2 protein-coding genes are annotated in these 22,667 nt (G+C 74.9%); both read right to left on the reverse strand.

Annotation, left to right across the window (positions count from 1 at the left end; all coding sequences use genetic code 11):
* Positions 1-7 precede the first annotated feature (7 nt).
* Positions 8-14,605: a type I polyketide synthase gene (locus ABH925_RS09925; RefSeq protein ID WP_370146940.1), complete on the reverse strand. Its 14,598-nt coding sequence runs from the start codon at positions 14,603-14,605 to the stop codon at positions 8-10.
* A gap of 83 nt (positions 14,606-14,688) precedes the next feature.
* Positions 14,689-22,605, reverse strand: coding sequence for an SDR family NAD(P)-dependent oxidoreductase (locus ABH925_RS09930; protein WP_370146941.1), 7,917 nt, complete (start codon positions 22,603-22,605; stop codon positions 14,689-14,691).
* Positions 22,606-22,667: the final 62 nt, after the last annotated feature.

A 22,667-nucleotide genomic window follows, 5' to 3' on the forward strand; every position in this document is an offset into this window, starting at 1 on the left:
GATCGGCTCAGGCATCCAGGTCACCCAGCGCCATCCGGACCAGCTCGTGCGCGTCCATCGACTCGATCCCGGCGGCCTCCTGCGGGGCGGTGGCGTGCGGAGCGGCCAGCGCCAGCAGGGTCTCCAGCAGCCCGGCCTGCTTCAGCCGGGCCAGCGGGATGCCGGCCACCAGTCTGCGGATCTCCGGATCCCCGTCCGGTGCGGGCGCGGCCGTGCCCGACGGGGATCCGGAGGGGGTGTCCGACGGCAGCAGCCGTTCGGACAGGTACCGGGCCACCGCGACCGGGCTCGGACAGTCGAAGACCAGGGTCGCGGGCAGCCGCAGGCCGGTCAGCGCGTTCAGCCGGTTGCGCAGTTCCACCGAGGCCAGCGAGTCGAAGCCGAGGTCCTTGAAGGCCCGGTCCGGGTCGACCGCCGCCGCGCCCTCGTGGCCCAGTACTTCGGCCACCCTGACCCGGACCAGGTCCACCAGTTGCGCGACGCGGTCCTCGGCGCCAAGACCGGCCAGCCGCCGGGGCAGTGCGCGGGCCTCGACGGCGTCCGCTCCCGCCGCCGCCCGGCGCGGCCCACCGCGCACGAGCCCTCGGAACAGCGCGGGCACACCGGCCGGTCCGGCCGTCGACCACATCCGGCGCAGGTCCAGTTTCACCGGCAGCAGCAGCCCGTCCGGCAGCCCGAGCGCCGCGTCGAACAGCGCCAGGCCCTCCTCCGAGGAGAGGGCCTCGATGCCGCCCCGCTGCATCCGGCGCAGATCGGTCGCGCCGAGCGTTTCGGTCAGCGCGCTGCGCTGCTCCCACAGGCCCCAGGCCAGGGACTGGCCCGGCAGGCCCTGCGACCGGCGCTGCTGGGCCAGCGCGTCCAGGAAGGAGTTGGCCGCCGCGTAGCTGCCCTGCCCGGCGCTGCCGACCGTGCCGGAGGCCGAGGAGAACAGCACGAAGGCGGTGAGCGCCAGACCGCTCGTCAACTCGTGCAGATGGTGGGCGGCGTCCACCTTCGGGCGGAGCACCGGGTCCAGCCGCTCCGGTGTGAGCGACTCGATGATCCCGTCGTCCAGCACCCCGGCCGTGTGCACCACCGCGGTCAGCGGCCGCTCGGCCGGGACGGCGGCCAGCAGTCGCGCCACCGCGGCCCGGTCGGCCAGGTCGCAGGCGGCCAGCTGTACCTCGGCGCCCAGGCCGCGCAGCTCCTCGGCCAGCGCCAGCGCCGCCGGATCGGCCGGGCCGCGACGTCCGGCCAGCAGCAGGCTCCGCACCCCGTGGGCGCGGACCAGGTGACGGGCCGTCAGCGATCCCAGCACCCCGCCGGCGCCGGTGACCAGCACCGTCCCGCCCTCGGCCGGACGGACCGGCGCGCTCTGCCCGGTGGCGGGCACCCGGACCAGTCGCCCGGCCAGCAACCGGCCGGCACGCACTGCCAGTTGCGGTTCGCCGGCCGCGAGGAGGCGCGGCAGCAGCGCCGGCAGCCCGGCCGGGTCGTCGGTGTCCACCAGCAGGAACCGGTCCGGGTGCTCGGCCTGGGCCGAGCGGACCAGGCCGCGGACCGCCGCGCCCGCCAGGTCGGGCACGCCCTCGCCGGGGTCGACCGCGACCGCGCCGGTGGTGACGAACACCAGTCGGCGGCCGGCCCCGTCGTCTGCCAGCCAGTCCTGAAGCCGCCGCAGCGCCTCGGCCAGCTCGACGCGGACCGCGGCCGGGTCGGCCCCGGCCGAGCCGCAGCGCAGCAGGACCGCCTCGGGGGCCTCGCGTCCTGGGCTTCCGCCCGGCAGCGGTACCCACTCCAGCCGGAACAGCGTGTCCGGGCCGGGGCCGCGCAGGGCGTCCACCGCCACCGGGCGGATCGACAGTGCTTCCACCGAGGCCACGGGCTGCCCGGCGGGATCGGTGGCCCTGATCGACACCGCGCCGCCGGCGTCGTACCCCAGCGTCACCCGCAGCACGGTCGCGCCGGAGGCGTGCAGCCGCACACCGCCCCAGGAGAACGGCAGCCGGGCGGTGCCCGGCTCCTCGTTGCGGGGGTCCGCGTTGCCCGGCATCAGCCACAGGCCGTGCAAGGCGGCGTCCAGCAGCGCGGGGTGCAGCCCGAAGGCTGCCGCTTCCGCTGCCTGCTCGCGCGGGAGCCGCACCTCGGCGAACACCTCGTCCCCGCGGCTCCAGGCCGCGGTCAGTCCCTGGAAGGCGGGACCGTAGCCGTAACCGGCGGAGTCGAGCCGCTCGTAGAGCCCGTCGACGGGCACTGGCTCCGAGCCGGCCGGCGGCCACTGCAGGGGTCCCTCCTCGGGGGCGGGCGAGTGCTCCGGCGCGGCCGGATCCTCCGGCGCAAGGACGCCGGAGGCGTGCCGGGTCCACGGCTCCTCGGAGCCGGCCGGCCTGGAGTGCAGGTCCAGTACGCGCCGCCCGGCGCCGTCCGTCGCGGCGACCCGCAGCTGCACCTGGACCGCACCGGTGTCGGGGAGCACCAGCGGCGCCTGCAGGGTGAGCTCCTCCACCACCGGGCAGCCGACCTCGTCGGCCGCCCGCACCGCCAGCTCCACGAAGGCGGCGCCCGGCAGCAGCACCTTCCCGGCCACCGCGTGGTCGGCGAGCCAGGGGTGGCTGCCCAGCGAGAGACGGCCGCTGAGCAGCAGTTCCCCGCTGTCGGCCAGCTCGACCGCCGCGCCCAGCAACGGGTGGTCGGCCCGGCCGAGCCCGGCCGCCGTCACGTCGCCCGAGGCCGTCGGCGCGGGCATGGCCCAGTACGGCCGACGCTGGAAGGCATAGGTCGGCAGCTGGGTGAACCGGCCTCCGGCCAGTGACCTGGACCAGTCCACCGGCAGCCCGGCTGTCCAGGCCTGGCCGGCCGAGAGCAGCATCCGGCGCGGTCCGCCCTCGTCCCTGCGCAGGGTGCCGAGGACGGCCGCGTCCGCCACGGTCTCCTCCACCGCCATGGTCAGCACGGGGTGGGGGCTGACTTCCACGAAGGCGTCGAATCCGGCGGCCGCCAGCGCTCGCAGCGCCTGCTCGAAGCGGACCTGTTCGCGTAGGTTGCGGTACCAGTACCCGGCGTTCATCAGTGTTCCGTCGAGCCAGTCGCCGGTGAGGGTGGAGAGCAGTGGGATGGTTCCGTGGTTGGCGGTGATCGGGGCCAGGTCGGTTGCCAGCCGTTCTTTGATCTCTTCGACCTGGGCGGAGTGCGAGGCGTAGTCGACGTCGATGCGGTGGGCGCGTACGCCCTGGTGTCGGCAGCGGGTGAGTAGTTCTGTCAGTGCTTGGGTCGGGCCGGAGACGACGACGGTGGAGGGTCCGTTGACTGCGGCGATCGAGATGCCGTCGGTGAGCAGGGCGGCTGCCTCTGCCTGGGGCAGTGCGATGGAGGCCATTGCGCCGTGTCCGGTCAGTGCTCGCAGTGCCTGGCTGCGCAGGGCGACCACTGTGGCGCCGTCGTGGAGGGTGAGTGCTCCGGCGACGACTGCGGCGGCGATCTCGCCCTGGCTGTGGCCCAGGACGGCGTCGGGCACGATGCCGTACGACTGCCAGACCGCGGCCAGGGAGACCATGACCGCGAACAGTGCGGGCTGGACGACCTCGGCCCGGTCCAGTGGTGCGTGGGAGCGCAGGAGTTCGGTCAGCGGTGTGGGCAGGTACGGGGCCAGTGCCTGTTCGCAGTCCGCCATCCGGGCCGCGAACACCGGGTCGGTGTCCAGCAGTTCGGCGGCCATACCGGCCCACTGCGCGCCCTGGCCCGGAAAGACGAACACCACCCTGCGGTCCGTCCCGGCCCGGCCGTGCACCGCGTGCGGGCTACCGTCGGCGAGCGCGGACGGCAACTGGTCCGGGGCGCCGACTAGGACCGAGCGGTACTCGAAGGCGGTCCGCCGGGCCAGGGTGACGGCGACGTCGGCCGCGTCCGCGGTGCTGTGCGACAGCCGCTCGGCCTGCTCGGCCAGCGCTGCGGGGGTCCGCGCCGACAGCAGCCAGGGCAGCGGGCCCGCGGCGCCCGGGTGCGGCGCCTCGGCCGGTGCCTCCTCGGGTGCCTGCTCCAGGACCACATGGGCGTTGGTGCCGCTCATGCCGAAGGAGGACACCCCGGCCCGGCGCGGGCGGCCGTACTCGGGCCACTCCCTGGCCTCGGTCAGTAGTTCCACCGCGCCCGCCGTCCAGTCGACCTGGTCGGACGGGCGGTCGACGTGCAGGGTGGCGGGCAGCATCCGGTGCTGCAGCGCCAGCACGGTCTTCATCACCCCGGCCACCCCGGCGGCCGCCTGGGTGTGGCCGATGTTGGACTTCAGCGAGCCGATCAGCAGCGGCCGGTCGGCCGGCCGGTCCTGGCCGTAGGTGGCCAGCAGGGCCTGCGCCTCGATCGGGTCGCCGAGCCTGGTGCCGGTGCCGTGTGCCTCCACCGCGTCGACCTGGTCGGGTGCCAGCCCGGCGTCGGCCAGGGCCGCCCGGATCACCCGCTGCTGGGAGGGGCCGTTCGGCGCGGCGAGCCCGTTGCTCGCCCCGTCCTGGTTGATCGCGCTGCCGCGCAGCACCGCCAGGACCGGGTGCCCGTTGCGCCGGGCGTCGGACAGCCGCTCGACCAGGAGCACCGCGGCGCCCTCCGCCATGCCGAGACCGTCGGCGGTGTCGGCGAAGGCCTTGCAGCGGCCGTCGGCGGCCAGCCCGTGCTGCCGGGAGAAGCCCACGAGGGCGCCCGGCGTGGACATCACGGCCACTCCGCCGACCAGCGCCAGCGAGCAGTCCCCGGCCCGCAGCGCCCGCGCGGCCAGGTGCAGCGCGACCAGCGAGGCCGAGCAGGCGGTGTCGACGGTGATCGCCGGTCCCTCCAGGCCCAGCGTGTACGCCACCCGCCCGGACACCACGCTGGCCGCGCTGCCGGTCAGCGCATAGCCCTCGTTCTCGGCGGACTGTGCCACCGCGGCGGCGTAGTCCTGGTAGTTGACGCCGGTGAACACCCCCGTGTGGCTTCCGCGCAGGGCGACCGGGTCGATCCCGGCCCGCTCCAGCGTCTCCCAGGAGGTTTCCAGGAGCAGCCGCTGCTGCGGGTCCATCGCCACCGCCTCGCGCGGCGGGATGCCGAAGAACTCGGCGTCGAACTCGGCCGCGTCGTGCAGGAAGCCGCCGTGCCGGGTGGTGCAGGTGCCCGGCCGGTCCGGGTCGGGGTCGTAGAGCCCGGCCAGGTCCCAGCCCCGGCCGGTGGGGAACTCGGTCACCGCGTCGCCCCGGTCGACCAGCAGTTGCCAGAGCTGCTCCGGGGTGCTCACGCCGCCGGGCAGCCGGCAGCCCATCGCCACGATGGCGACCGGCTCGTCGGGTTCGGACCGCTCGCAGGAAGGCCCGCCGGAGCGGGTTGACCGCTCGCCGAGCACGGAGGACCTGATGTGCTCGGCCAGCGCCCCCGCCGAGGGGTAGTCGAAGACCAGGGTGGCCGGCAGCCGCAGTCCGGTCGCCGTGTTCAGCCGGTTGCGCAGTTCGACGGCGGTCAGCGAGTCGAAGCCCAGCTCCTGGAACGCCCGCCCGGCCGGTACCGCCTCGGCCGAGTCGTGGCCGAGCACGGCGGCCGCCTGCGCGCGGACCAGCTCCAGGACGGTCCTGACCTGCTCGCCGGCCGGTCGGCCGACCAGCCGGCCGTGCAGCACGGAGGAGGCCGGGGACCCGGCCGCAGGCCCGGCGGCGGACCCGGCCAGCAGCGCGCGCACCTCCGGGACCCCGGTCAGCAGCCGGCTCGGCCGGACCGAGGTGAAGACTGCGGCGAACTGCTCCCAGTCCACCTCGGCCAGCGCGATGACGGTCTCGTCGTCGTCCAGCGCCTGCTGAAGGGCCGTCACGGCCGGTTCCGGGTCGATCAGCGGCAGGCCCTGCCGCTGCACCCGGTAGAAGTCGGCGTCCTCGACCGTTTCCCGGGCCGCCCAGGGGTTGGCGGCCTTCCAGACGCCCCAGTCCACCGTGGTCGCACTCAGCCCGCGCGACCTGCGGTGCCCGGCCAGCGCGTCCAGGTAGGCGTTCCCGGCGGAGTAGGCCGCGTGGTTGCTGCTGCCCCACACCCCGGCGATCGAGGAGAACATCACGAAGGCGTCCAGCTCCCGGTCCAGCAGCTGGTCCAGGTGCCCGGCGCCGGCCGCCTTGGCGGCCACCACTCGCTCGAAGGAGTCCATCGGGGTGCGGTCCAGCGGCGCGAGTTCGATGTACGCGGCGGCGTGCAGCACCGCGGTGACCGGCTCGCCCCGTTCCTCCAGGCCGGCCAGCAGTTCCGCCACCGCCGCCCGGTCGGCCAGGTCGCAGACCGGGAGGCTGAGCCGGGTGCCGAGCGCGGCCAGTTCGGCGGTCAGCTCGGCGGCGCCCGGCACCAGCGCGCCGCGCCGCCCCGGCAGCACCAGGTGCTCGGCCCCGCCGCGGGCCAGCCAGCGGGCGATGTGCGGGCCCAGCGCCCCGGTTCCGCCGGTGACCAGCACCGTGCCGCGGGGCCGCCAACTGCGCCGCGGGCTGCTCGGCCGGGGGGCCCTGACCAGGCGCCGGGCCAGCAGTCCGGCCGGCCGGACGGCCAGCTGGTCCTCGCCGGTGGCTCCGGCCAGCACGGCGCAGAGCGCGGCAAGCGCCCGGGCGTCCAGTACCGGGGGCAGGTCCACCAGGCCGCCCCAGCGGGCCGAGTGCTCCAGTCCGGCCACCATGCCGGTGCCCCAGACCAGCGCCTGGCCGGGCGCGGTCAGCGGATCGCCGGCTCCGACCGACACCGCGCCGGATGTGGCGCACCACAGTGGAGCGGCGACCGCCAGGTCGCCCAGGGTCTGCACGAGCGCCAGGGTCAGCGCGGCACCGGTGGGCAGCCCCGGATAGCGGGGGTGCGGCCGCTCGTCCAGTGCCAGCAGCGACAGCACCCCGTCCACCGGCCCGTCGAGCGCCTCGGCCAACCGCTCGGCGAGCGCGGCACGGTCCGTGTGGCCGTCCGTCAGTTCCACGGTGCGGAGCTCCGCCCCCGACCCGGCCAGTGCCCCGGCCACCGCCGCCGCCCGCCCGTCGCGGCCGTGGCCCGGTGGCAGCACCAGCAGCCACCGCCCGCCCGGTGCGCCGGCGTCCGGCCGGGGCACCGGCTGCCACTGGATCCGGTAGCGCCAGGATTCCAGGGCCGCGCTCTCCCGGCGCTGCTCCCGCCAGGCGGTCAGGGCCGGCAGCACCCGGCCCAGCGACTCGGCGTCCACGGCCAGGCTGCGCGCCGTGCCGTCCAGGTCCGGGTCCGCCACCAGATCCCAGAGCGCCTGGTCCACTCCCTCCGTCGCGGCCTCGGACGGCTCCAGCCAGAAGCGCTGGTGCTCGAAGGGATAGGTCGGCAGCTCCACCGTCCGGCCGCCGGACCCGGCCAGTACCGCCGGCCAGTCCACCGGCACGCCGCGTACCCACAGTTCGGCGGCCGAGGCCCGCGCCCGGCCGGGCCCGCCGTCGTCGCGGCGCAGGGTACCCGCCGTCAGCACCCCGTCCCGGCCGGCCGCCTCCGCGCAGTCCTGGACCGCCACGGTGAGCACCGGGTGCGGCGAGACCTCCAGGAACACCTGGTAGTCCTGCTCGGCGAGCGAGCGCACCGCGGTCTCCAGCAGCACGGTCTGTCGCAGGTTGCGGTACCAGTAGTCGGCGTCCATCCGGCCGGTGTTCAGCCAGTCGCCGGTCACCGTGGAGAACAGCGGCACCTGGCCGGCCACCGGTGCGATCCCGGCCAGCAGCCCGGCCAGTTCGGGCCTGATCTGCTCGACCTGGGCCGAGTGCGAGGCGTAGTCCACCGGGACGGTCCTGGCCCGCACCCCCTGCCGTTCGCACTGGGCCAGCAGTTCGGCGAGCGCTGCGGTCCCGCCGGAGACCACCACGGCCGAGGGGCCGTTGACGGCGGCGACCGACAGCTGCCCCTCCCAGGGCGTGATCAGCTCCCGCACCTGCTGCTGGGGGGCGGAGAGGGAGAGCATGCCGCCGTGTCCGGTGAGTCGGCGCAGTGCGTGGCTGCGTTGGGCGACGACGGTGGCGCCGTCCTGGAGGGTGAGTGCGCCGGCGACCACGGCGGCGGCGATCTCGCCCTGGGAGTGGCCGATCACCGCGTCCGGGTGGACGCCCCAGGACCGCCACAGTGCGGCCAGCGAGACCATCACCGCGAACAGTGCGGGCTGCACCACGTCGACGCGTTCCAGCGGCTCGCCGGAGCGCAGCACCCCGGTCAGCGACCAGTCGGTGTGCGGGGCCAGCGCCCGCTCGCAGTCGGCCATCGCGGCGGCGAACACCGGCTCGGCGTCCAGCAGCGGAACGGCCATCCCGGCCCACTGCGCGCCCTGGCCGGGGAAGACGAACACCCGGCGGCCGGCCGCGTCCGCGCTGCCGGTCAGCGCCTCGGGCGGGGCGTCCCCGGCCGCGAGCGCGGCCAGCTGCGCCGCCCGGTCGCCGCCCAGCAGCACCGCCCGGTGCTCGAACGCACCGCGTCCGGTGGCCAGCGAGAAAGCCACGTCCACCGGCGCGACGCGGCTGGTGCGCAGCCGTTCGGCCAGCCGCCCGGCCTGCGCGGCCAGCGCGGGGGCGGTCTTGGCGGAGAGCAGCCAGGGCAGTTCGGCCTGGACCGGGACGGGCGCGGCCCGTCGCTCCGCGGCGTCCTCCGGCAGCGGCTCCTCGGCCTGCTCCAGGACGGCGTGCGCGTTGGTGCCGCTGAAGCCGAACGCGGAGACGCCGGCCCGGCGCGGGCGGCCGGTCCGCGGCCATTCCCTGGCCTCGGTCAGCAGCTCGACCGCGCCGGAGGCCCAGTCCACATGCGGGGTCGGCCGGTCCACGTGCAGGGTGCGCGGAAGTACGCCGTGCCGCAGCGCCAGCACGGTCTTGATCACGCCGACGACCCCGGAGGCGGCCTGGGTGTGGCCGAGGTTGGATTTCACCGCGCCCAGCCACAGCGGCTCGCCGTTCCCGCGCTCCCGGCCGTAGGTGGCCAGCAGCGCGTCGGCCTCGATCGGGTCGCCGAGGGTGGTCCCGGTGCCGTGTGCTTCCACCGCGTCCACCTGATCGGGCGTCAGTCCGGCGTTGGCCAGCGCCTGCCGGATCACCCGCTGCTGGGCCTGCCCGTTGGGCGCGGACAGGCCGTTGCTCGCGCCGTCCTGGTTGATCGCGCTGCCGCGCAGGACCGCGAGCACCGGGTGGCCGTTGCGGCGGGCGTCGGAGAGCCGTTCCAGCAGCAGCACACCGGCCCCCTCGGCCAGGCCCATGCCGTCGGCGGCCGCCCCGAAGGCCTTGCAGCGGCCGTCGGCGGCCAGCCCGCGCTGCCGGGAGAAGCCGATGAACACCCCGGGGGTGGCCATCACCGCCACCCCGCCGGCCAGGGCCAGCGTGCAGTCCCCGCCGCGCAGCGACTGCGCCGCCAGGTGCAGTGCCACCAGTGAGGAGGAGCAGGCGGTGTCCACGGTCACCGCCGGGCCCTCCAGCCCGAGGGCGTAGGCCACCCGCCCCGACACGACGCTGGCCGCGCCGCCCGCCACCAGGTGGCCTTCGGCTGCTGACGGTGCGCCACCGGCCGCGATCGAGGTGTAGTCCTGGTAGTTGACGCCGACGAACACCCCGGTCCGGCTCTCCCGCAGTGCGGCCGGGTCGATGCCGGCCCGTTCCACCGCCTCCCAGGAGGTCTCCAGCATCAGCCGCTGCTGCGGGTCCATCGCCACCGCCTCACGGGGCGAGATGCCGAAGAAGCCGGGGTCGAAGTCGCCCGCGTCGTGCAGGAAGCCGCCCTCCCTGACGTAGGAGCGGCCGGGCCGGTCGGGGTCGGGGTGGTAGAGGTCGGCGAGCGGCCAACCGCGGTCCGAGGGCATTCCGGAGACCACGTCGCCGCCGTCGCTGAGCAGTTGCCAGAGCTTGTCCGGGTGGTCGATCCCGCCGGGCAGCCGGCAGCTCATCGCGACGACGGCGATGGGCTCGTGCGGGTCGGTGACAGACCCGAGCACGGCCTCGGCGGACGCGCTGCCCCGGGCGTCCGTCAGCTCGATCCGCAGCGCCTCGGCGAGCGCCCCGGCCGTGGGGTGGTCGAACACCACGGTGGCGCGCAGCCGCAGGCCGGTGGCGGCGTTCAGCCGATTGCGCAGCTCCACCGCGATCAGCGAGTCGAAGCCCAGCTCGCGGAAGGCCCGGTCGGGCCTGACCGCGTCCACCGAGTCATGGCCGAGCACCGCGGCGGCATGCCGGCGGACCAGGTCCACCAGGGTGCGGTCGACTTCGGCGGCGGACTGCCCGCGCAGCGCCGCCCGCAGCTCCGCGCCCGCGTCGGTGCCGGCCTGCCCCGACTCGTCGGCGGCCGTCGCGAGCGCCGTGACCTCGGGAAGGTGTGAGATCAGCGGGCTGGGCCGGACCGAGGTGAACACCGGTACGAAGCGCGCCCAGTCCACGTCGGCGACCACCACCACGGTCTCGTCGTCGTCCAGCACCCGCTGCAGGCCGGCCACCGCGAGCGAGGGGTCCATGAACGGGATGCCGCGCTCCAGCAGCTGCTGTTCCAGCTCGCCGGTGGCCAGCCCGCCGCCGGCCGCGCTCCAGATGCCCCAGACCACCGAGGTGGCCTTGAGGCCGCGACCGCGCCGGTGGTCGGCGAGCGCGTCGAGATAGGCGTTCCCGGCCGCGTAGGCGCCGTGGTCGGCGCTGCCCCAGACCCCGGAGACGGAGGAGAACAGCACGAAGGCGTCCAGGTCGGCTTCCTGGAACACCGCGTCCAGGTTGGCCGCGCCGAGGGCCTTGGCCTCCAGGGTCGCCGCCAGTTCGGCGGGTCCGGTGTCTGAGGCCGGGCCGAGCTGCACCGCGGCCGCGGTGTGCACCACCGCGCGGACCGCGTCCCCGTCCGCGGCCAGCCGGTCCACCAGCGCGCCGAGCGCCGCCCGGTCCGTGATGTCGCCGGCGGCCAGGGTGACCCGGGTGCCGGAGGCGGTGAGCTCGGCGGCCAGCTCGGCGGCGCCGGGGGCGTCCGCCCCGTGCCGGCTGAGCAGCACCAGGTGCTCGGCGCCGCCGGCCGCCAGCCAGCGGGCGGTATGGGTGCCCAGGCCGCCGGTGCCGCCGGTGACCAGCACGGTGCCGGTCGGCCGCCAGCTCGGCCGCGGCGGGCCCTGCGCGGCCCGGACCAGCCGTCGCCCGTAGGCCCCGGTCGGGCGCAGGGCGACCTGGTCCTCGGCGCCGTCCCCGGCCAGCAGGTCGGCCAGTCGGCGCAGGGTCTCCGGGTCGGGCTCGTCCGGCAGGTCGACCAGACCGCCCCAGAGCGCGGGCTGCTCCAGCGCGACCACCCGGCCCAGCCCCCAGGTCTGAGCCTGCAGCGGGTTCCGTACCGGGTCCTGGCCGGTGACCGGAACGGCGCCGCTGGTGGCGCACCACAGCGGCGCGGTGGCGCCGAGGTCCGCCAGGGAGCGGACCAGCGTGCTGTTCAGCGCCAGGCCCGACGGCAGGGCGGGCAGTCCCGGGCTGGGGTGTTCGTCCAGCGCGAGCAGCGACAGCAGCCCGCCCAGCGGCGGCCTGCCGTCCAGTGCGGCACGCAGCCGCCCGGCCAGCGCGGCCGGGTCGGAGTCCTCGGCGTCCAGGGCGAGTTCGACCACCTCGGCGCCGCGTTCGGCCAGTACCGCGCCGAGTGCGGCGGCAGGCGCCGCGGCGGACCGCCCGGCTCCGGACGGGGTGAGCAGCAGCCAGCTGCCGGTCAGCGGGGCGCTGTCCTGACGGTCGGTCAGCAGCTGCCAGCCCACCCGGTAGCGCCATCGGTCCAGCACCGCCCGGACCTGCCGTCGCCTGCGCCAGTCGGCCAGCGGGGGCAGCAGTTCGCTCCAGGCGGTCGGCGAGGTGCCCACGGTGGCCGCCACCGCCTCGGCGTCCTCGCGTTCCACAGCGGCCCAGAAGGAGGCGTCGGCGGGGTCTCCGCCGGCCACGGCCGGGCCGGTCGGCTGCAGCCAGAACCGCCGGTTCTGGAAGGCGTAGCTGGGCAGATCCACCAGTCGCGGCCGGTGCTCGGCGAAGGCCGGGGACCAGTCGACCGGCACCCCGTGGACGTAGGCCTCGGCCAGCGAGGCCAGCATCCGGCGCAGTCCGCCGTCCTCCCGGCGCAGGGTGCCGGCCACCAGGCAGTCCTGCTGCCCGAGGTCGTCCAGCACGCCCTGCACCGGCACGGCCAGCACAGGGTGGGGACTGATCTCCAGGAAGACCCGGTGGTCGCGGGCCAGCAGCGAGCGCACCGCGGCGTCGAAATCCACCGTCTCGCGCATATTGCGGAACCAGTAGCCGGCGTCCAGTGCGACGGTGTCCAGCAGCCCGCCGGTGACGGTGGAGTGGAACGGCACCTCGGAGGTACGAGGCCGGATCCCGGCCAGGGCCTCCACCAGCCCCTCCTTGAGCACGTCCATGTGACCGGAGTGCCCGGCCACGTCGGCGCTGACGGGCCTGGCGCCGACCCCCTCGGTACCGCAGGCGGCCAGCAGTTCGGCGACCGCGGCCGGGTCGCCGGACACCACCACCGACTCGGGGCCGTTCACCGCGGCCACCGACAGTCGGCCCGGCCAGCGGGCCAGCCGCTGCCGGGCCGCGGCCGCCGACAGGGCGACCGACGCCATCGCGCCGGTCCCGGACAGGGTCAGCTGGGCGCGGCTGCGCAGCGCCACCACCCGGGCGCCGTCCTCCAGGGTGAGCGCGCCGGCCACCACGGCGGCCGCCACCTCGCCCTGCGAGTGGCCGACCACCGCGTCCGGCCGAACCCCGTAGGACTGCCAGAGGGCTGCCAGCGAGACCATCACCGCGAACAGCACCGGCTGCACGACGTCGATGCGGTCCAGCGAGGGGGCCCCGGGGGTGTCCCGCAGCACCTCGGCGGGGGACCAGTCCAGATGCGGCGTCAGCGCCCTCTCGCAGTCCGCCATCGCGTCGGCGAAGACCGCTGACTCGCGCAGCAGGTCCCGGGCCATGCCCAGCCACTGCGAGCCCTGGCCGGGGAAGACGAACACGGTCCGGCAGAGGTCGATGGCGACCTGCCCGGTCACCGGACCGGGCGCGCCGGTCTGCTGGGCCACCGCGGCGAGCCCGCGCAGCAGCTCGGCCGGCTCGGTGCCGACCAGCACCGCCCGGTGCTCGAACGCCGAGCGGGCCGTGACCAGCGAGAAGCCCACGTCGGCCGGGCGCAGGTCGGGGTGGGCGGCCAGCTGCGCGGCCAACCGGGCGGCCTGGTCACGCAGCGCCTCCCGGCTGCGGGCGGACAGCACCCAGGGCACCGGGGCGGGCGTGCTCTCCGAGGCGGATTCAGGCTCTGGTTCGACGGCCTGTTCCAGCACCACATGGGCATTGGTGCCGCTCATGCCGAAGGAGGACACCGCGGCCCGGCGCGGCCGTCCGGTCCGGGGCCAGGCCCGGGCCTCGGTCAGCAGTTCCACCGAGCCGGCGCTCCAGTCCACGTGCGGGGTCGGTGCGTCCACGTGCAGGGTGCCGGGCAGCACCCCGTGCTGGAGTGCCAGCACGGTCTTGATCACGCCGGCCACGCCGGCGGCCGCCTGGGTGTGGCCGAGGTTGGACTTCATCGAGCCGATGAGCAGGGGTTGTCCCTCGGACCGGTTCTGGCCGTAGGTCGCGATCAGCGCGTCGGCTTCGATGGGGTCGCCGAGGCGGGTGCCGGTGCCGTGGGCTTCGACGGCGTCGATGTCGGTGGGGGTGAGTGCGGCGTCGGTGAGGGCGGCTTTGATGACGCGTTGCTGGGAGGGTCCGTTGGGTGCGGTCAGGCCGTTGCTGGCGCCGTCCTGGTTGACGGCGCTGCCGCGCAGTACGGCCAGGACGGGGTGGCCGTTGCGCCGAGCGTCGGACAACCGCTCCAGCAGCAGCACCCCGACACCCTCGCCCCAGCCGGTGCCGTCGGCAGCCGCGGAGAACGGTTTGCAGCGCCCGTCGGCCGCCATCCCGCCCTGCCGGGCGATCTCCAGGAAGGCGCCCGGCAGCGCCATCACATTGGCTCCGCCCACCAGGGTCAGCGAGCAGTCGCCGTTGCGCAGCGCCTGCGCGGCCAGGTGCACGGCCACCAGTGAGGCCGAGCAGGCGGTGTCCACGCTGACCGAGGGGCCTTCCAGCCCCAGCGCGTAGGACACTCGCCCTGACAGCACGCTGATCGCGTTGCCGGTCATCAGGAAGCCCTGCACGGCTTCCGACGCGCCCCGGCCCAGCGTGGCGTACCCCTGGTCCACCGCGGTGGCGAAGACCCCGGTGCGGCTGCCGCGCAGCGAGGACGGGTCGATGCCGGCCCGCTCGACCGCCTCCCAGCAGGTCTGCAGCAGCAGCCGCTGCTGCGGGTCCATCGCCAGCGCCTCGCGCGGCGAGATCCCGAAGAACTCGGGGTCGAATCCGGCCGCGTCCTCCAGGAACGCGCCCCTGGCGGGCGCGCCGCTGGCGGCCAGCCCCGACCGCTCCCAGCCCCGGTCGGTCGGCAGCCCGGTCATCGCGTCGCGGCCGGCGACCAGCAGCTCCCAGAGGTCCTCCGGGGTGCGCACCCCGCCGGCGAACCGGCAGCTCATCGAGACGATCGCGATCGGCTCCCGGCCCCTGGCCTCCGATTCCTGCAGCCGCTGCCGGGTCTGCTGCAGGTCGATGGTCACGCGGTTGAGGTAGTCACGCAGCTTCTGCTCGTTCACGGGGATCCTGCACCTTCGTCATGAGGGGATAAGGGACAGCGTGTTCCGGAGGCACCCAGGGGGCGCCTGTACCGGTGCCGCCGTCAGCCGCCCAACTGCCTGTCGATGAACTCGAAGATCTCGTCGTTGCTGGCGCTCTCGATGCCGGCCGCCAGGCCGTCCTCCTCGGGGACCAGCCCGGCCAGTACCGCCCGCAGCCGCCCGGCCAGTTCCGGGCGGACCGGTGCGGTCGGTTCGAGCCCTGCCACCAGCAGCTCCAGCCGGTCCAGTTCGGCCAGCACGTTCCCGGGGGCCGGTGCGGGCTCCGCCCTGGCGGTGCGTGCCACCAGGTGAGCGGCCAGCGCCTCCGGTGTCGGTTGGTCGAAGACCAGTCCGGCGGGCAGCCGCACCCCGGTCGCCGAGGCCAGCCGGTTGCGCAGTTCCACGGCGGTCAGCGAGTCGAAGCCCAGATCCTTGAACGGCCGGCCGGGGTGGATGAGCTCCGCGGAGCTGTGGCCGAGCACCGCCGCCGCGTGGCCGCGGACCAGCTCCAGCAGCACCCGGTGCGCCTCGGTGGCGGACAGCGCGGCCAGCTGGTCCGCCAGACTCACCGCCATCGGCGCGTCGGCCGTCGCGGGCCTGTTCCTCGGGGTCCGCGCCAGGCCGCTCAGCAGCGCCGGGCCACCGGCGCGCAGCGCCGCCGGGTCCAGTTTCGCCGCCAGGACGTACGGCCGGGAGCCGGCCAGCGCGGTGTCGAACATCGCCAGCCCCTCGGCCGACCCGAGCGCCCCGGCACCGCGGCGGGCCATCCGGCGCAGGTCGGCGTCGCCCAGCCGGGCGGTCAGCGCGCTGCGCTGCTCCCACAGGCCCCAGCCGATCGACAGCCCCGCCAGCCCCTCGGCCCGCCGCCGCTCGGCCAGTGCGTCGAGGACGGCGTTGGCCGCCGCGTAGTTGGCCTGCCCCGGCGTGCCCAGCAGCGCCGCCCCGGAGGAGAACACCACGAACAGCGGGAGGTCGTGATCCCGGGTCAGCTCGTCCAGCAGCAGCGCCGCGTCCGCCTTGGGACGCAGCACCCGGTCCACTTGATCATCCGTCAGCCGGTCGGCCATCGCGTCGTCCAGCAGGCCGGCCGCGTGCACCACCCCGGTCAGCGGACGGTTCTTGGGGATGCCCGCCAGCAGGGCGCTCAGCGCGTCCCGGTCGGCCACGTCGCAACTGACCGCCTCGGCGGCGGCGCCCAGTCCGGCCAGCTCGTCCAGCAGTTCGCCGATGCCGGGCGCGTCGGGTCCGCTGCGCCCGGCGAGCACCAGGTTCCGCACCCCGTGCCGGGTCACCAGGTGCCGGGCCAGCATTCGGCCCAGGGTTCCGGTGCCGCCGGTGACCAGGACGGTGCCGTCCGGGTCCGGTGCGGCGGGCAGCAGCAGGACGTTCTTGCCGATGTGCCCGGCCTGCCCGAGACGGCGGAAGGCGTCCGGCGCCAGCCTGACGTCCCAGCAGGTCAGTGGCAGCGGCTCCAGTTCGCCGCGGTCGAACATCGCCAGCACTTCGGCGAGCATCTCGCCGATCCGCTCCGGCCCGGCCTCCATCAGGTCGAACGCCCGGTAGTCGACGCCAGGGTGACGGTCCGCCACCTCCCGGGCGTCCCTGATGTCGGTCTTGCCCATCTCCAGGAACCGGCCGCCGCGCGGCAGCAGGCGCAGCGAGGCGTCCACGAACTCCCGGGCCAGGCAGTCCAGGACCAGGTCGACGCCGCGGCCCGTGGTTCCGGCGAGGAAGTGGTCGGCGAAGTCCAGCGACCGGGAGGACGCCAGGTGCGCGTCGTCGATCCCGGACGCCCGCAGGGCGTCCCACTTCGACGGGCCGGCGGTACCGAAGACCTCGGCCCCGGCCCTGCGGGCCAGCTGCACGGCGGCCATGCCGACGCCGCCCGCCGCGGAGTGCACCAGCACCGATTCGCCGCGCCGCAGGCCGCCCAGGTCGAACAGCCCGTAGTAGGCGGTGAGGAAGGCGATCGGCACCGAGGCGGCCCGGGCGAAGGACCAGCCTGCCGGGATTACGGCGACGGTGCGCCGGTCGGCCACCGCGACGGGCCCGAAGGCCCCGCCGAAGATCCCCATGACCCGGTCGCCCGGCGTCAGGTCGGCCACCCCGGGACCGACCTCCAGCACCGTGCCGGCCCCCTCGCTGCCCAGACCCTGCTGATCCGGGGTCAGGCCCAGCGCCACCGCGACGTCCCGGAAGTTCAGCCCGGCGGCCCTCACCGCGATCCGGATCTGTCCCGCCTCGAGCGGCGCCGGGTCCACCGGTCGCAGGGCCAGGTTCCCCAGCGTGCCGCTCTCGGTGACCGCCAGCTGCCAGCTCGGCGTGTCCGGCGGGAGGATGAGCAGGCCGGGCTGGTCGCCGCGGGCCAACCGGGGTACCAGCGGTTCGCCGCGCCGGACCGCGAGCTGCGGCTCGCCCTCCAGGGGAAGCAGGGCCGGCGGGTCCGCCGCGCCGTCGGTGTCCAGCAGGGCGAACCGGCCCGGGTGCTCGCTCTGCACGCTGCGCAGCAGGCCCCAGACCGCCGCCTGGGCCGGATCGGCGGGTCTGCCGCCGGGCCCGGTGGCGACCGCGTCGGTGGTGCGCAGGACCAGCAGGGCGTCGGCGAAGCGCTGGTTCGCCAGCCACTCCTGGACCAGTGCCAGGGCCCGTGCGATGGCGGTGCGCAGCCGCCGGACCGGGTCGGGGTCCGGGGCGGTGCGGCAGTCCGCCAGCAGCACGGCGGGGACCGGGTCCTGCGGGCCGAGATCGTCCAGAGAGGTCCACTCGGCGCCCGGAACGGCGCCGGCGGGCTGCCAGTCCAGTCGGAACAGCCGGTCGGGGCCGACGGCCGGAGCGGCCGCAGCGGCCGGCGGACGCAGCGTCAGGGAGTCCACCGAGAGCACCGGTCGACCGGCCAGGTCGTAGCCGGTCAGGGTCACCGCGTCGGATCCGGCGGCGGCGATCCGGACGCGGAGCGTGGTCGGTCCGGTGGCGTGGGCGGTCACACCGGTCCAGCTGAACGGCAGCCGGGCGCCCTCGGGCCGGTCGGCGAGCAGCGCGGCGGCCTGCAGTGCCGCGTCCAGCAGCGCCGGGTGGGCGGTGCAGCCCGCGGCGTCGGCCTGCCGCTCGGCCGGCAGCAGCACCTCGGCGAACACCTCGTCTGCGTGCCGCCAGGCGGCGCGCAGGCCGCGGAACGCGGGACCGTAGTGGAACCCGGCCTCCTCGAAGCGGTCGTAGAGGTCATCGAGGTCCAGTTGCTCCGCTCCGGGCGGAGGCCAGCCGATCAGCCCCTGCGGGGCGGGTGGCGCGTCGGCGGCGAGTTGGCCGGCGGCGTACCTGGTCCATTCCCGGTCGGCGTCGTCGGGCCCGGCCGCCCGGCGGGCGAAGACGGTCAGCGGGCGCCGTCCGTCCGCCTCGGGGCCGACCCGCAGCTGCAGTCGCAGCACGCCCTCGGCCGGGACCACCAGCGGGGCTTCCAGGGTGAGTTCCTCCACCAGCGGGCAGTGCGCCTCGGCGGCGGCGCGCAGCGCCAGTTCCAGGAAGGCCGCTCCCGGCAGCAGGACCGAGCCGTTGACCGCGTGGTCGGCCAGCCAGGGGTGGGTGCGCAGCGACAACTGGCCGCTGAGCAGCAGTTCGCCGCTGTCGGCCACCTCGATGGCGGCCCCGAGCAGCGGGTGTCCGGTGGCCGCGAGTCCCGCGGAGGCCACGTCCCTGCTGGTGGTGGGGACATCCAGCCAGTATCGGGTGTGTTGGAAGGGGTAGGTGGGGAGGTGGTGGGGGGTGGTGGGGGTGGGGGTGGTGTGGTGGGTGGTGGGTTGGCCGGTGGTCCAGGCGGTGGTGGTGGCTTGGAGGAGTTGGGTGGGTGGGGGTGTGTTGCGGTTGAGGGTGTGGTGGGTGGTGGTGGGGTGGTGTGTGTGGGTGGGGATGTGGGGGGTGAGGGTGGGGTGGGGGCTGATTTCGATGAAGGTGGTGGGGGTTTGTTGTTGGAGGGTGGTGATGGCTTGGTGGAAGTGGACGGGGTTGCGGAGGTTGTTGTACCAGTAGTGGGGGTCGGGTGGGGTGGTTTGCCAGGTGTTGGTGGTGGTGGAGTACCAGGGGGTGGTGGGGGTGGTGGGGTTGATGGGTTGGAGGGTGGTGAGGAGGGTGTTTTTGATGGTGTCGATGTGGGGGGAGTGGGAGGGGTAGTTGACGTTGATTTGGCGGGCGTGGATGTTGTGGTTTTTGCAGTGGGTGAGGAGTTGGTGGATGGCGTGGGTGGTGCCGGTGACGATGGTGGTGGTGGGGCTGTTGTGGGCGGCGATGTGGGTGTGGGGGGTGAGGAGGGGGGTGAGTTGGTGGGGTGGGAGGTTGATGGAGGCCATGGTGCCGGTGCCGGTGAGGGTGGTGAGGGTTTGGGAGCGGTGGGTGATGATGTGGGCGGCGTCTTGGAGGGTGAGGGCTCCGGCGATGTGGGCGGCGGTGATTTCGCCTTGGGAGTGGCCGATGACGATGTCGGGGTGGATGCCGTGGTGGTTCCAGAGTTTGGTGAGGGAGGTCATGATGGCGAAGAGGACGGGTTGGGCGGTGTCGGGGTGGTCGAGGGGGTGGTTGGTGTGGAGGAGGTGGGTGAGTTTCCAGGGGACGTGGGGGTTGAGGGCTTGTTCGCATTGGTGCATGTGGTGGGCGAAGAGGGGGTTGGTGTTGAGGAGGTGGGTGGTCATGCCGGGGTGTTGGGGGCCTTGGCCGGGGTAGATGAAGATGGTTTTGCCGGGGGGTTGGGTGGTGTTTTGGGTGAGGTTGGGGTGGGGTTGGTTGTGGGTGAGGTGGTGGAGGGCTTGGGTGATTTGGGTGCGGGTGCCGGTGATGGCGGCGCGGTGGTGCATGGGGGTGCGTTGGGTGAGGGTGTGGGCGATGGTGTGGGTGTTGTGGTGGTGGGGGAGGGTGAGGAGTTGTCGGGCTTGGTCTTGGAGGGCTTGGGGGGTGTGGGCGGACAGGAGCCAGGCGTGGGGTTGGTCGGGGTCCTGGTCGGGGGGGTTGTCGGCTGGTTGGGCTTCTTGGGTGGGGGCTTGTTCGAGTAGGACGTGTGCGTTGGTGCCGCTGACGCCGAAGGAGGAGACGCCGGCCCTGCGGGGGCGTCCGGTGTCGGGCCACTCGCGGGCCTGGGTCAGCAGTTCGACCGCGCCGTTGCTCCAGTCGATGTGTGGTGAGGGCGCGTCGACGTGCAGGGTCTTGGGCAGCAGCCCGTGCTGCAACGCCATGACCATCTTGATGACGCCGGCGACGCCGGCGGCTGCCTGGGTGTGGCCGATGTTGGATTTGAGGGAGCCGATGAGCAGGGGTTGTCCCTCGGGCCGGTTCTGGCCGTAGGTCGCGATCAGTGCGTCGGCTTCGATGGGGTCGCCGAGGCGGGTGCCGGTGCCGTGGGCTTCGACGGCGTCGATGTCGGTGGGGGTGAGTGCGGCGTCGGTGAGGGCGGCTTTGATGACGCGTTGCTGGGAGGGTCCGTTGGGTGCGGTCAGGCCGTTGCTGGCGCCGTCCTGGTTGACCGCGCTGCCGCGCAGTACGGCCAGGACAGGGTGGCCGTTGCGCCGCGCGTCGGACAACCGCTCCAGCAACACCAGACCCACGCCCTCGGCAAGGCCGAAGCCGTCGGCGGCGGCTGCGAAGGCCTTGCAGCGGCCGTCCGGGGCCAGCCCGCCCTGGCGGCTGAACTCCACGAACATGCCCAGTGTCGACATCACGGTGACCCCGCCGGCCAGCGCGAGGTCGCACTCGCCGGAGCGCAGCGCCCGCGTGGCCAGGTGCAGGGCCACCAGCGAGGACGAGCACGCGGTGTCGACCGTGATCGCCGCACCCTCGAGCCCGAGGTGGTAGGCCAGCCGGCCGGAGGCAACACTGCCCGTGTTGCCCGTCAGCAGGTGCCCTTCCACTTCCGATCCCGCTGCCAGTCCCGGGCCGTAGTCCATGGTCATCGCACCGATGAACACTCCGGTCCGGCTGCCGCGCAGGGACTCCGCGTTCGTTCCGGAGCGTTCCACCGTCTCCCAGGCGGTCTCCAGCAGCAGCCGCTGCTGCGGGTCCATCGCCAGCGCCTCACGCGGCGAGATCCCGAAGAACTCGGCGTCGAAGAGGTCCGCGTCGTGCAGGAAGCCCGCTTCGCGCTGGTAGTAGTGCCCGGGTCCGCCCAACTCGGCCTGGTAGCCGCCGGCGATGTCCCAGCCCCGGTTGGTCGGGAACGCCGAGACCGCGTCCACCCCTTCGGCAGCCAGTTGCCACAATTCCTGGGGGGAGGACACCCCACCCGGGAATCGGCAGCCCATGGAGACGATCACCACCGGGTCGTCCCGGTCGGCGGACCGCGCCGGGACCGCCGCTTCCTCGCCCCAGTCACCCGTCAGTTCGGCGGCCAGGAAGTCCGCGAGTGCCGCGGGCCTGGGGTGGTCGAACACCAGGGCGGCAGGCAGTCGCAGCCCGGTTGCCTCCACAAGCCGGTTGCGGACCTCCACCGCGCCCACTGAGTCCAGCCCGAGTTCCAGGAAGGCCGACGCCGGGTCCACGGTGCCGGTCAGCCCCAGCACGTCGGCCACCGTCCGGCCCACCAGTGCCAGGAGTTCGCTCCGCAGCTCGGCCCGGGTGAGGGTGGGCAGCCGTTCGGCGAGAGGCTCCGGCGCAGCGGCGGTGACGACCTCGCCGGGGGAGTCCGCCGGATCGGCGGAGAGCAGGGGAACCTCGACCGGCCGGCCACCGGAATCGGCTGCCACTGCCGCCCAGTCCGGGTCCACTCCGTCGGTGAACAGCTCACCCAGCGCCGTCAGCATCCGCAGCCGTCCGGCCTGGTTGCGGCGTAGCGTGCCGCGGACCGTGGCGTGCTGCCCGCGCTGCCTGGCGGTCTCCTGGAGCGCCCCTGTGAGCACCGGATGCGGGCTGACCTCGACCAGGGTCCGATGACCGTCCGCCAGCAAGGCCGCAGTGGCGTCGGCGAAGCGCACCGCGTTGCGCAGGTTACGGCACCAGTAGTCGGCGTCCAGGGCGGGTTGCGCCAGCAGCCCGCCGGTGTGCCCGGAGTAGAACGGCAACCGGGCCGGTCGGGGGCGGACGGCGGCGAGCGACGCCCGCAGCTCGGGCAGGATGGCGTCGATGTGCGGGGAGTGCGCGGCCAGCCCCACGGCGATCCGCCGGGCATGCAGGCCGAGCTCGGTGAAGACCGCAGGCAGCTCGGCCGCGGCCGACACGTCCCCTGAGACGATCACTGAGGCCGGGCCGTTGACCGCGGCCACCACCAGGCGGCCGTCCCAGCGGTGCAGCAGCGGTTCGACCTGCTCCGCGGAGGCCAGCACCGAGACCATGTCGCCGCGGCCGGCCAGCGTCGCCTGCAAGCGGCTCCAGTGGCCGACCACCCGGGCCGCATCGTCCAGCGACAGTGCGTCCGCCACCACGGCGGAGCAGAGTTCCCCCATGCTGTGCCCCAGCACCGCGCTCGGCCGGACCCCGTACGACTCCCAGAGAGCGGCGAGCGAGAGCATCACCGCGAACAGCGCCGGCTGTGCCACATCGGCCCGCTCCAACCCGGGGGTGCCCGGCACCCCGCGCAGCACGTCCGGCAGCGACCAGTCGGTGAACGGCTCCAGCGCCTGCGCGCAGTCGTCCAGGCGGGCCCGGAACACCGGGGCCTGCTCCAACAGCTCCAGCGCCATACCCGGCCACTGCGAACCCTGCCCGGGAAAGACGAAGGCCACCCCGCCTTCGCTCCCGCCGGCCGGGACCGGCCCTGAGAGGCCGTCACGCCCGGCCAGTGCGGCCAGCCGGGCCAGGAAGCCCGCGCTGTCCTGGGCCACCAGGGCGGCGCGGTACCGCCCGGTCGGCCGGGAGGCGGCCAGGGTGCAGCCGATGTCGGACGGCTCCCAGTCCTGACGGCCCGCCAGATGGCGGTGCAGCGCGCCCGCCTGCGCGGCCAGTGACGCCACGTCGGCGCCGGAGAACGGCCACAGCACGGGGGAACCCGGACCGGATCCTTGCGCCATCGTGCCTCACAGCTCCTTCGCGACGGGACCGGAGCGGCCGGTGCCGCTGCGTTGTCGGACCC

This window comes from Streptacidiphilus sp. EB129, assembly GCF_041262645.1.
In the GTDB taxonomy this organism is placed as follows: domain Bacteria; phylum Actinomycetota; class Actinomycetes; order Streptomycetales; family Streptomycetaceae; genus Streptacidiphilus.

What these genes read in the sequence shown, in the direction of transcription:
- ABH925_RS09930 (WP_370146941.1), bottom strand. Translation starts at nt 22,605, where the DNA reads ATGGCGCAAGGATCCGGTCCGGGTTCCCCCGTGCTGTGGCCGTTCTCC.